9 protein-coding genes, 1 rRNA gene, 1 pseudogene and 1 other annotated feature (1 of these 12 running past the window's edge) are annotated in these 11,224 nt (G+C 71.1%); all 11 genes and pseudogenes read right to left on the bottom strand.

Going from position 1 to position 11,224, the window contains the following annotated elements:
• Nucleotides 1-34: 34 nt before the first annotated feature.
• The 11 genes and pseudogenes from MCM47_RS28610 to rrf all read right to left on the bottom strand — a co-directional run bounded on the left by MCM47_RS28610 (nucleotide 35) and on the right by rrf (nucleotide 10,759).
• Nucleotides 35-748, bottom strand: coding sequence for a vancomycin high temperature exclusion protein (locus MCM47_RS28610; RefSeq protein ID WP_374209220.1), 714 nt, complete (start codon nucleotides 746-748; stop codon nucleotides 35-37).
• A gap of 155 nt (nucleotides 749-903) precedes the next feature.
• Nucleotides 904-1,563, bottom strand: a complete 660-nt coding sequence (locus tag MCM47_RS28615; RefSeq protein WP_238864569.1) for a MerR family transcriptional regulator — start codon at nucleotides 1,561-1,563, stop codon at nucleotides 904-906.
• A 269-nt stretch (nucleotides 1,564-1,832) separates the two neighbouring features.
• The gene (locus MCM47_RS28620) at nucleotides 1,833-2,309 is read right to left on the bottom strand and encodes a bifunctional nuclease family protein (protein ID WP_148641491.1); all 477 of its coding nucleotides are present in this window, start codon (nucleotides 2,307-2,309) and stop codon (nucleotides 1,833-1,835) included.
• A 74-nt stretch (nucleotides 2,310-2,383) separates the two neighbouring features.
• Complete coding sequence (locus MCM47_RS28625) at nucleotides 2,384-3,076, bottom strand: MerR family transcriptional regulator (protein ID WP_374209223.1); 693 nt, start codon at nucleotides 3,074-3,076, stop codon at nucleotides 2,384-2,386.
• Nucleotides 3,077-3,261: 185 nt separating this feature from the next.
• On the bottom strand, nucleotides 3,262-3,804 hold the full coding sequence (locus MCM47_RS43460) for an FHA domain-containing protein (protein WP_308222488.1): 543 nt from the start codon (nucleotides 3,802-3,804) through the stop codon (nucleotides 3,262-3,264).
• Between the two features lie 553 nt (nucleotides 3,805-4,357).
• Entirely contained in the window at nucleotides 4,358-5,806 is a 1,449-nt protein-coding gene (locus tag MCM47_RS44125) for a DUF881 domain-containing protein (RefSeq protein WP_374209221.1), read from the bottom strand.
• 37 nt (nucleotides 5,807-5,843) lie between these two features.
• Nucleotides 5,844-6,176 (bottom strand): small basic family protein, encoded by a 333-nt coding sequence (locus tag MCM47_RS28640; protein WP_030062488.1) that lies wholly within the window; start codon nucleotides 6,174-6,176, stop codon nucleotides 5,844-5,846.
• Entirely contained in the window at nucleotides 6,173-7,312 is a 1,140-nt protein-coding gene (locus MCM47_RS28645) for a DUF881 domain-containing protein (protein ID WP_308222494.1), read from the bottom strand. The genes MCM47_RS28640 and MCM47_RS28645 overlap by 4 nt, the downstream gene beginning before the upstream one ends.
• Nucleotides 7,284-9,794: pseudogene (locus MCM47_RS28650) on the bottom strand (sugar phosphate nucleotidyltransferase); the annotation flags it as partial. The gene MCM47_RS28645 and the pseudogene MCM47_RS28650, both read right to left, overlap by 29 nt.
• A 123-nt stretch (nucleotides 9,795-9,917) precedes the next feature.
• Nucleotides 9,918-10,538 carry a CDP-alcohol phosphatidyltransferase family protein gene (locus tag MCM47_RS28655; protein WP_238864570.1) on the bottom strand — a complete coding sequence of 207 codons (621 nt, stop codon included), beginning with the start codon at nucleotides 10,536-10,538 and terminating at the stop codon, nucleotides 9,918-9,920.
• Nucleotides 10,539-10,642: 104 nt separating this feature from the next.
• Nucleotides 10,643-10,759, bottom strand: a 5S ribosomal RNA gene (gene rrf, locus MCM47_RS28660).
• Between the two features lie 81 nt (nucleotides 10,760-10,840).
• Nucleotides 10,841-11,224 (bottom strand) — a sequence feature (most likely nonfunctional fraction of RNA operon); it runs 2,553 nt beyond the window's last position.

An 11,224-nucleotide genomic window follows, 5' to 3' on the forward strand; every position in this document is an offset into this window, starting at 1 on the left:
GCGCCCACCGCCCGAGCCGACCGGGCAGTGGGCGCTACGGCCGGGCCGAGGCGGCCGCGTCGGCCAGCGCGCGGGGGATGCCCTCCTCCTTGGGCCCGAGGAAGACCGGATCCGGCCGCATCAGCACGTTCAGCGCCGCCTTGCCCGCGCCGGGGATCTCGCGCGCCCCGCCGTAGAGCCAGGTGGCGTCGCGCCACTCGGGCACGCCCACCGCGTACGAGTCGATGCCGGCCGCCTCGCAGAGCGCCAGCGCCCGGCGGACGTGGAAGTCCTGGCTCACCAGGACCGCCCGGTCCACGCCGAAGATCCGGTGCGCCCGGGTGCAGGAGTCCCAGGTGTCGAAGCCCGCGTAGTCACCCACCACCCGGATCTGCGGCACGCCGTGCTCGATCAGGTAGGCCCGCATCGCATCGGTCTCGTCGTAGCTGTCGCGCCCGTTGTCACCGGTGACCAGGATCGCCTGCACCTTCTGCGCCCGGTACAGGTCCACCGCCGCATCCAGCCGGTGCGCCAGGTAGGGCGAGGGCTTGCCCTCGAACAACCCGGCGCCGAAGACCACCGCCACCGGAGCGCTCGGCGCGCTCGCCACCGTGCCGACCCGGTCCGCCGCGGCGATCCACAGCCAGGCGCTCGGCGCCAGCGCCAGCGCGCAGCCGGCGGTGAGGAGTTGGAACAGCCGCCGCTGGGTGCGCCGCTCCCGCAGCCGCGCCCCCAGCCGGCGCACCCGTCGCACCGTCAGGTCGATCACTCCCGAGCCGCCCCGCACGTTCCCTCCCCTGCTCGGTGCGCCGGTTCCCCCGTGCGCCCGGCCTGTTCGATTCCACCAGGCACGACGAGGCCGCGGGCCCGGACGGTTCCCCGTCCGGGCCCGCGGCCTCGTCCTTCGCCCGATCAGTCCGGCGGTCAGCCCGCGCGGTTGCGGCGCTGCGCCAGTTCGTCGCCCGGGTCGTGCCCGACCACCGTCTCGCCGGTGTCGGTCCGCTCGGCGTGCAGCCGCCCGAGGGCCAGCTCCAGCTCCTGCCAGACCGCGCCGACCGCGATGCCGAAGACGCCCTGACCGCCCTTCAGCAGGTCGACCACCTGCTGCGGCGTGGTGCACTCGTACACCGTGGCGCCGTCGCACATCAGCGTCAGCCCGGTCAGGTCGCCGGCCTCGACGGACTGCAGGTGAGCGACCGCCACCCGGATGTTCTGCAGCGACACGCCCGCGTCCAGGAACCGCTTGACGATCTTCAGCAGCAGGATGTCGCGGAAGCTGTACAAGCGGTGGCTGCTCGCGGGGTAGACCGCGCGGACGCTCGGCTCCAGCAGGCCCGTCCGGGCCCAGTAGTCCAGCTGGCGGTACGTGATCCCGGCCGCGGCGCAGGCCGTCGGACCGCGGTAGCCGATCAGCTCCGAGGTCGGGGCGAGCCGCTCGATGGCCGGCTGACCCGGCTGGACGGCCGGAAACCGGCCCATCCGGGGCAGCTCCGTCCGGGGCAGGTCCGACAGGGTACGGCCGGTGCGCGGCATGTGCACGGCACACAGGCCTCCCACGGCCGCGTCATCGCCGGTGCCGGTCATGCCTACCTCCGTCCACTCATGCTGCGGGCAACCCAGGCTGCGGGCGACAGGCACCCGGGCAGCCACTCCTGACGGTAGGCAGTCGCCCATGACCCGTCAACGATCGCCACGCCGGGCCGGGGAAACCCCATCGCTCAGGAGAGTGGTTTTTCGTGCCCCTAGTGTGGGTAGGCGGACGCTATTTGGCAAAACGACCAAACGAGTACGTCCTATCGGCCCGGCTGCTTGCCGTACGGGTGCGGCCGCCGGGCGGGAATCACCGGATCGGGCTACTGCGGCGCGCCGCCGCCGAAGTCCTCCGGCGAGACCTGGTCGAGGAACTCGCGGAACTTCTCCACCTCGTCCTCCTGCTCGTCCGGGATCGCGATGCCCGCCTCGGCGAGCACCTCCTCGCTCCCGTAGATCGGCGTGCCCGTGCGCAGCGCCAGCGCTATCGCGTCGGACGGCCGCGCGCTGACCTCCACTCCGCCGGCGAAGACCAGCTCCGCGTAGAACACGCCCTCCCGCAGATCGGTGATCCGCACCTCGGTGAGCTGCTGGCCGAGCGCCTCCAGGACGTCCTTGAACAGGTCGTGCGTCAGCGGGCGCACCGGCGTCATGCCCTGCTGGGCGAAGGCGATCGCGGTCGCCTCGCCGGGGCCGATCCAAATCGGCAGGTAGCGATCGCCCCCGACCTCCCGCAGCAGCACGATCGGCTGGTTGGAAGGCATCTCCACCCGGACACCCACGACGTCGAGCTCATTCACACAGGCAACCCTATGGCCCGCGCCCCGGATATGAAAGCGCAGAGCCGACGGCGCTGGTCAGCGGCCCGGAGCCGTCACCCGCGGGTGCGCAGACCGGCCTGGACCATGGCCGCGTGCAGCCGCACCGAGAGCGTCGCGAGTTCCCGTGCCGTGGCCTCGGCGTGCGCCCTGGTCTGCGGGTTCCGGTGCCGGCGCAGCGGCGCCACGACCTGCTCGACCAGCGCGATCTCGCGGTCGGCGGCGGCCTTCATGGCCCTCAGGTGACGCGGCTCCAGCCCGTACCGGCCGAGCTCCGCGACCAACCGGGCGACCTGCAGCGCCTCGCCGTCGTAGCCGCCGTCCGGCCCGGGCGCGACCAGTCCGTACGACTCCCACTCGGCGAGCTCGCCCTCGCCGGCCTCGGCCGCGGCCAGCAGTTCGGCCCGTCCCAGCCGGACCCCGGTGGAGGCCTCCGCGGTCGCGACCAGCTCGCGGTCGGCCTCCTCCAGCGGTCCGGGGCGGCTCTCCGCGGCCGGCAGTGCCGGCGGGCTCTCGCCGCGCTCGATGGCGTCCAGGTGCTCGCGGATCACCCGCAGTGGCAGGTAGTGGTCACGCTGCATCCGCAGGACGTAGGCCAGCCGCTCGACGTCGGCCGGGCTGAACTTGCGGTACCCCGAGGGCGTGCGCTGCGGCTCCACCAGGCCCTCGGCCTCCAGGAACCGGATCTTCGAGATGGTGACCTCGGGGAAGTCGTCCCGCAGGAAGGTCAGCACCGCGCCGATGCTCAGCAGCTCGTCGCCGCCGCGCCGGCGGCCGCCCCCGGCCGGCCGGTCCGGGCGGACCGGCTGCCTGGGGGCCGCGACCGCCCCCCACGTGCCCTGGTCCGTCTGCGGACCGGAGGGTGCGGGGGCGGCCGCCCCGAGCGGAGAGGAAGGGGTATTCGTGCTCACTCGGGCTCCTGCCGAAGTTGGGTTCAGTACCCCCGGTTGTGGCTGGCGAAGAACACCAGCCGGTACTTCCCGATCTGCACCTCGTCGCCGTTGTTCAGCGGCACCTCGTCGATCCGCTCGCGGTTGACGTAGGTGCCGTTGAGGCTGCCGACGTCCGCGACGGTGAAGCCGCCGCCCGGCGTCCGGCGGAACTCCACGTGCTTGCGGGAGACCGTCACGTCGTCCAGGAAGATGTCGCCCTGCGGGTGGCGACCGGCCGTGGTCTTGTCCGAGTCCAGCAGGAAGCGGCTGCCGGAGTTCGGGCCGCGCTGGACGATCAGCAGGGCCGAACCCGGGGGCAGCGCGTCGATCGCCGACAGCACCTCGGCCGACAGGGCCGGCGTGCCGGTCCCGGTCGTCGTGTTGGGGTCGTAGGACTCCAGACCGGAGATCGAGATGGTCGATGTGGTCTCCGCCGCCCCCTCGGGCAGCGCGCCACCGCGCAGGGCCGTACCGCAGTTGGAGCAGAAGCGGGCCGACGCCGGGTTCGGATTACCGCACCGGGGGCAGGGAGTGGGGCCAGCCATGTTCACAGCCTCCTGGCGAGGCACACCCGACGGGTTGTGCCCGGCGTACGGGTCCGGGGCAAACCCTCCACCAGAGCTTGAGGGTCCTGACTGGAAACCTATGCGCGGGTCGCCGGAGGGGTCAACCGACGCGCCGTAGCCCGCCGGATTCCCGGCGAACTGCTGGCCCCCGCCCTCACGGAAGAGCGGACGCTCGGCGTACTCCACCCCCTCGGGGGCGGGCCGCATGCCCGGCACGGCGGGCTCTTCGTCGGCACGGCGGTGACGCGCGGTGGGCGCCTCGACGGCGGCCGCGTCACGGTCCTTGCTACGACCGAACAACTTCGAGAAGAAACTCACGGGCGAATCCCCTTGCGTGTGACAGACCCGCCCGCGGGGCAGGGTGAGAACCTCGGACAGGCTGCGGGCCCGGTCTGTGATCGGGCCGGCTGGAGTGGTACTCCGACGTGTGGTGCTCCGACATGTGCTGGTGTGGACCAGTCTCGCCCACCCGACGGCGGCACCCCGCACCGGGGGCCGCCCGCAGGTGACGGACCGTGCGGCAGGCGCCCCGTCACTTCGGTGCCGGCTTGGCGTACTGCGGCGTCTTCAGATCGACGAGGGCGTCGACGACGACCTTCTGCTGTTGGGAGATGGTCGCCCGGGCCTGGTGACTCTCCAAGGTACGGACGACACCCCCCGGGATGTTCAGCGCGGGTGTGAGGTCCTGCGGGTTCCCCACGACGGTGAAGCGGTACGGCTGCGAGACCTTCTTCCCGTCGATCAGCACGCCGCCGCCGGACGCGTCGGTGAAGTAGGTGTTGACCACCACGCGCACATCGTTGATCTGAATCGCCTCCGCCCCCGCTGCTCGGAGTTCCTGCAGGGTGTCCAGCAGCATATCCGCCTTCACCTGCCCTTGGGGATCATCGACCGTCAGTACGATGCCCGGACCAGTGGCTTTGACGGTGCCGGCGAGCACGCCGAGCTCCGTCACCTTCTTCCTGGTCTGCTCCTGGGCCTCCTTGGCCTGGTTGGAACTGTTCTCCAACTTGGCCAGGGACTGCTCTAGCTCCGCCTTCTCCTGTTGGAGACGCTGCTGACGGCTGTCCAGTTCGTCGAGGATCCGGACCAAGTCCTCCTGACGTGCGCCGCGGAGCTGACTGTGGTGGTCGTTGGTCGAGCGGACCTGGATCGCCAGGGCCAGACCGAGGGAGAACAGCAGCAGCGCCACCACCAGCTGGCCGCGGGAGAGCCTCGGCGGCCAGAGCGCCGCCTTCAGCCGGCGGCGGCCCGCGCCGCGGTCGACGGCGGGGGTGACGGGCGGGGCGGGATCGGCGTGCGTGACGGGCGCGGGTTGGTCAGGGACGGCCGCGGGCTCGGGTGCGGACGCCGGCTCCGCCGTCCCGCCCTCCGGCTCGGGCTTCGCCGCCGGGCCGGGCTCACGCTCAGGCTTCGCCGCCGGGCCGGTCTCGGGCAGGTCGGCCTGCTCCGGGTCGGGCTTCGCCGCCGGGCCGGGCTCACGCTCGGCCTCGGACTCGGCCTCGGCCTCGGACGCCCGCTCAGGCTCCGGCTCGGGCAGACCGGCGTGCTCCGCGGTCTGCTCGACCTCGGACGCCTCATCCGCCTGACCGTCCCCGGACGGTACGTCCCCGGCCGGCTCGGCTGCGGCCCGCTCCCCCGCGACCGGTGCCGGGTCGGCCACCGTCCGCTCGACCGCCGTCCGCTCGACCACCGTCCGCTCGACCGCCGGCTCCTTCGCCGCAGCCGGCGCCGGACGCTTCACCGGCACGACCGGGCCCGGCCGCTCGGCCCTCCCGGCCTCGACGGTCTGCCCGGTGGTCCCGACGGCCCCGGCCGGCTCCGCCGCCCGCGCGGGCCCGCCCGTCGGCTCGGCCGCGTTCCCGCGCGGCTTCGCCGGGCCCGGCGCCGTCGCGCGCTCCGCGCCGTCGTCCTCGCGCACGACCACTCCTGCCTGTCCGTCCACCGTCGTTGCGGCCTTCGCCGCGTCCTCCGTCCCCACGTCCGTCCTCCTCTCAGCGGCCGGCCCGCGGCCCAGCTCAGGCGCGGAAGACATGGCGCCTGATCGCTGCGGCGTTGGAGAAGATGCGGATGCCGAGCACGACGACCACGCCGGTGGACAGCTGGGAGCCGACGCCCAGCTGGTCCCCGAGGAAGACGATCAGTGCCGCGACCACCACGTTCGACAGGAACGAGACGATGAACACCTTGTCGTTGAAGATCCCGTCCAGCATCGCCCGGACACCGCCGAACACGGCGTCCAGCGCCGCCACCACCGCGATCGGCAGGTACGGCACGACGGCGTCCGGCACCTCGGGCTGGACGAAGAGCCCGACGACCACCCCGATCACGAGACCCAGTACGGCAATCACGGTCTAGCTGCTCCTGTCCCTGCGGAGGAGGGCGACCCGCTCGCGGGCGCCGTCGACGAGTGGGTTGTCGTGGTCTTGGTGGAACCGCCCGAGGGGCGCTTCCCGGCGGAGGACGTGCTCGGCGCCGCCGACGGGCTCGCGGAGGGGCTCGCCGACCGGCTGCCGGAGGCCGCGGGGCTCGGCGACTGGCTCGGAGCCGCGGACGGGCTCGTGCTCGGGCCGGCGCCCGGGCTCGTGGTCGCCGTGGGCTCCGGCGTGGCGGGCTGCGCGGACCGCAGGGTGACACCGACCGCGGCCGGCAGCGTCAGGCTCTTCTGCGCCGAGATCGTCGACTTGATGCCGTACTTCTCCTGCAGCAGTCGCAGGTACTGGCCCGCCATGTGGCTCTCGAACGCGCCGACCAGCCTCGGACCGTCACCGAGCGCCTGCACCGTGTAGGGCGGGACCAGCGGCCGGTTGTCCACCAGTACCGCCTCACCCGCGGCGCGGATCGCCGAGAGCGCGGTCAGCCGCTGCCCGTTGATCGAAACGGCCTCCGCGCCGGACTCCCAGAGCCCGTTCACCACCAGTTGCAGATCGCGGTCGCGCAGCCGGCCGCTGTTCGAGAAGCCCTGGCCGGCCCGTGGATCGACGTTCCCGCCGGCGCCGGTCCCGGCGGCGTCCTCCAGGACCAGCCGGACACCCGGGCCGGTCACCTCGCCGAGACCGACCGCCCCCGCCAGAGCGGCCGGATCGCCGTCCCCCGAGGCCAGCGCCTGCTGCTGGGCGCTGTCGACCTTCCGTCGCAGGTCCTGGACCTGCTGCTGCAGCCGCTCCGCCGAGCCGTTGCTGTCGTTGACCCGGTGGATCAGCGCGTCGCGCTCCTTGGCCAACGTCGGCGCCGCCTTGTGCGCGTTCACCGCGCCCACCGTCAGGACCGCCCCCACCAGGGCGAGGCCCGCGCCCAGGGTCAGCAGACCCCGGGCGGTGCCGGGTATCCGACTGTCGTGGTCCCCACCCCTCGCCGCGGCCGCCTCCGCATAACCCTCGTCCAGACTGTGGTCCATCACGTTGGTCAGCAGGGACATCGAGGCGTCCGGACGGTTGAACCGTCCGTTGCTGGCACTCGGCGTCGGCGTCGCTGGCATGCGGACCATCGTCCCACGTCGGCGGAGGGGCCCGTGCACGCCCCCTGGGCCACCAACTCCCACAGAAGCCGCAGACCATCGCCAACAGCCATAGAACGGACAACGGGGCCCCCAGCGTCCACCGCCCGTCCGCCTCGACCACCCGGACTCCGTCGGTGGTGTCCAGCCGCCGGTTGCCGGCCGCCTCCACCACCGAGCGCATGACCATACCCTTCGCGGCCCACGGCGTCGCGATGTCCCGCCGGCGGATGTGCGCCTGGGGGATCCGCGCGTCGATCTGGCTCAGGGTGAGCTGGGTCCGGGCCACCAGCCCGACCAGGCGGACGAAGGCCGCCGCCCCGTCCAGCACCCCGCTGAACTCGGGGACCACGAAGCCGCCGCGTCCGTCCCCGCCGAACACCGTGCCCTCGGCGGAGGCGGCCTTGGCCAGGTCGTCCGGCGTGGTCGTGGTCCAGATGACCTGGGTGCCGTGGTACGCGGCGACCTGCTCGGCGATCCGGGTCGTGGTGACCGGGAGCGCGACCTGGCCGCTCCGGCGCTCGGCCGCGACCAGGTCGAGCAGCACCAGCAGCGCCCGGTCGTCGTCGATCACCCGGCCCAGCTCGTCCACGAAGGCCACCCGCTCGCCCACCGGGTCGAAGCGGACGCCGAACGCCGCCCGGGAGGACGCGACCAGCTCGCCGAGCCTGGCCAGGCCCGCCCGGCGCTCCTCGGCGTCCTCGGTGGGCCGCGCCTCGTCCAGGCCGCTGGAGACCGTGAGGGCCTCCACCCCGAGCCGGCCGAGGATGCTCGGCAGAACGAGGCCTGCGCTGCCGTGCGCGGTGTCCACGACCACCTTCAGGCCCGCCTCGCGGACACCGGTGGTGTCCACCGCCCGCAGCAGGTTGCCGGCGTAGGAGTCGAAGACGCTGGACGGGAAGGTCAGGTCCCCGATCTCGCCCGGGAACGCGCGCCGGTACTCCTGGCGTGCGTAGACCCGGTCCAGCTTCCGCTGCCCGGCCTGGGAGAGGTCGGCGCCGCGCTCGTCGAAGAACAGGATGTCCAGCGAGTCCGGCACGCCGGGCGTGGTCCGCAGGAAGATCCCGCCGGCGCTCCCGCGCGCGGTGTGCTGGCGCGCCACCGGCATCGGCACGTTCTCCAGGTCGCGCACGTCGATCGCGCTGGTCTGCAGTGCCGAGATCATCGCCCGTTTGAGCGCACGCGCACCACGTGAGTGGTCACGCGCGATGGTGACGGTGGCACCCTTCTTCAGCGTGGTGGCGTACGCGCCGGCCAGCCGCACGGCCAGCTCCGGGGTGATCTCTACGTTGAGGACGCCCGAGACGCCGCGGAGCCCGAACAGGTGCTCCTGGCCGCGGGACTCCCAGATGACCGAGGTGTTGACGACCGCGCCGGCCTCGATGGTCTTGAACGGGTAGACGCGGACGTTCGCCGCGATGATCGACTCCTCGCCGACCAGGCACTCGTCGCCGATCACCGCGCCGTCCTCGATCCGCGCGGCCCGCATCACATCGGTGTTCTTGCCGACCACGCAGCCCCGCAGGTTGCTCTGCGGCCCCACGTAGACGTTGTCGTGCACGACGGCCTTGTGCAGGAACGCCCCGCGCTTGACGACCACGTTGCTCCCGAGCACGGTGTGCTCGCGGATCTCGACGCCGGCCTCGACCTTGGCGTAGTCCCCGATGTACAGCGGCCCGCGGAGCACCGCCTCCGGGTCGACCTCGGCGCCCTCGGCCACCCAGACGCCCGGCGAGATCTCGAAGCCGTCGAGCTCGACGTCGACCTTGCCCTCCAGGACGTCCGCCTGGGCCTTGCCGTAGCTCTCGTGCGTGCCCACGTCCTCCCAGTAGCCCTCGGCCACGTAGCCGTAGACCCGCTTGCCCTCCTTGAGGAGCTGCGGGAACACGTCACTCGACCAGTCGACGGACTCCCCTGCCGCCACGTAGCTGAAGACCTCGGGCTCCATCACGTAGATGCCGGTGTTGACCGTGTCCGAGAAGACCTGGCCCCAGGTCGGCTTCTCCAGGAAGCGTTCGACCCGCCCTTCGTCGTCGGTGATCGTGATGCCGAACTCCAGAGGATTCGGCACACGGGTGAGACAGACCGTGACCAGTGCGTTCTTACTGCGGTGAAACTCGATCAATTCCGTGAGATCGAAGTCGGTCAGCGCGTCACCGGAGATCACCAGAAAGGAGTCGTCCTTGAGCGCGTCCTCGGCGTTCTTGACACTCCCCGCAGTGCCCAGGGGCGTCTCCTCGTTGGCATAGGTGAGGTTCATACCCAGCTCTTCGCCGTCACCGAAGTAGTTCTTGACCAGGGAGGCCAGGAACTGGACGGTCACGACGGTGTCGGAGAGGCCGTGCCGCTTCAGCAGCCGAAGCACGTGCTCCATGATCGGCCGGTTGGCCACGGGAAGCAGCGGCTTCGGCATGCTGGAGGTCATCGGGCGGAGTCGGGTGCCTTCGCCCCCTGCCATTACAACGGCTTTCATTACGGGTGCGTCCTCCTTCGCGGTGGTGGACCTGCAGGTCCATCAAACCGTTCCAGGGGTGGTCTACCCGGAAGATATCGTCCGACTCACCGTGTCGCCGTGGGACTTCTCTCAGATCACGTCTCAGACTGTGGACGCGGAGGAGGCCGCGGCACCCCGGATGATCTGCCGCACCTGGATCGCGTACAGAATCCCGGCCCACCAGTAGAGCGTGGTGCCCCACCAGATGAAGGCCCAGCTCACAATCTCCGCCGGCTGCGCGATCCAGCTGTCCCCGGTGCCGAGCAGCAGGAGCGGAAACGCGTACATCAGATTGAATGTCGCAGCCTTCCCCAGGAAACTCACCTGCAACGGCCCGTAGCCGTGCCGGTTGAGAATCGGCAGGAGCGCCGCGATGAAGAGCTCACGGGCCAGCAGGATCGCCGTGAGCCACCACGGCAGGATCTCACGCCAGGTCAGGCCGAGGAGGGTCGACAGCACGTAGAGCCGGTCAGCCAGCGGGTCGAGCAGCTGGCCGACCCGGCTGATCTGGCCCCACCTGCGGGCGAGCTTCCCGTCGAGGTAATCGCTGACGCCGCTCAGCATCAGGATCAGCAGCGCCCATCCGTCGTTGTTCGGCCCGCCGAACACCGGCCAGAGGATGAGCCAGAGGAAGAGCGGAACGCCGACCAGCCGGCCCATGCTCAGCAGGTTGGGGATGGTGAGGACGCGATCCGTCTGGACCTGCGTCTCCTGGACCTCCACCCGGGGGCCTCCTGTACGTGTGACGACCGTGCACGATTGCACGTTGACCTTACAACAGAGAAGCCCCCGTCCGGTTCCCCGGCGGGGGCTTCTCTCGAAGAATTGTTCGGCGGCGTCCTACTCTCCCACAGGGTCCCCCCTGCAGTACCATCGGCGCTGTGAGGCTTAGCTTCCGGGTTCGGAATGTAACCGGGCGTTTCCCTCACGCTATGACCACCGAAACACTATGAAACTATCCGCCGCCCACCCGCCAGAGCGGTGGGGGTCGTTGTTTCAGAACAACACAGTGGACGCGAGCAACTGAGGACAAGCCCTCGGCCTATTAGTACCGGTCAACTCCACCCCTCACAGGGCTTCCATATCCGGCCTATCAACCCAGTCGTCTACTGGGAGCCTTACCCTCTCAAGGAGGTGGGAGTGCTCATCTCGAAGCAGGCTTCCCGCTTAGATGCTTTCAGCGGTTATCCCTCCCGAACGTAGCCAACCAGCCATGCCCTTGGCAGAACAACTGGCACACCAGAGGTTCGTCCGTCCCGGTCCTCTCGTACTAGGGACAGCCCTTCTCAACACTCCTACGCGCACAGCGGATAGGGACCGAACTGTCTCACGACGTTCTAAACCCAGCTCGCGTACCGCTTTAATGGGCGAACAGCCCAACCCTTGGGACCTACTCCAGCCCCAGGATG

Source organism: Kitasatospora sp. A2-31 (assembly GCF_022288725.1).
Taxonomy (GTDB): Bacteria; Actinomycetota; Actinomycetes; order Streptomycetales; family Streptomycetaceae; genus Kitasatospora.

Excerpts from the sequence above, each read along its gene's own strand:
- MCM47_RS28615 (WP_238864569.1), bottom strand. The coding sequence starts at position 1,563 with ATGACCGGCACCGGCGATGACGCGGCCGTGGGAGGCCTGTGTGCCGTG.
- MCM47_RS43460 (WP_308222488.1), bottom strand. The coding sequence starts at position 3,804 with ATGGCTGGCCCCACTCCCTGCCCCCGGTGCGGTAATCCGAACCCGGCG.
- MCM47_RS28645 (WP_308222494.1), bottom strand. The coding sequence starts at position 7,312 with ATGGTCCGCATGCCAGCGACGCCGACGCCGAGTGCCAGCAACGGACGG.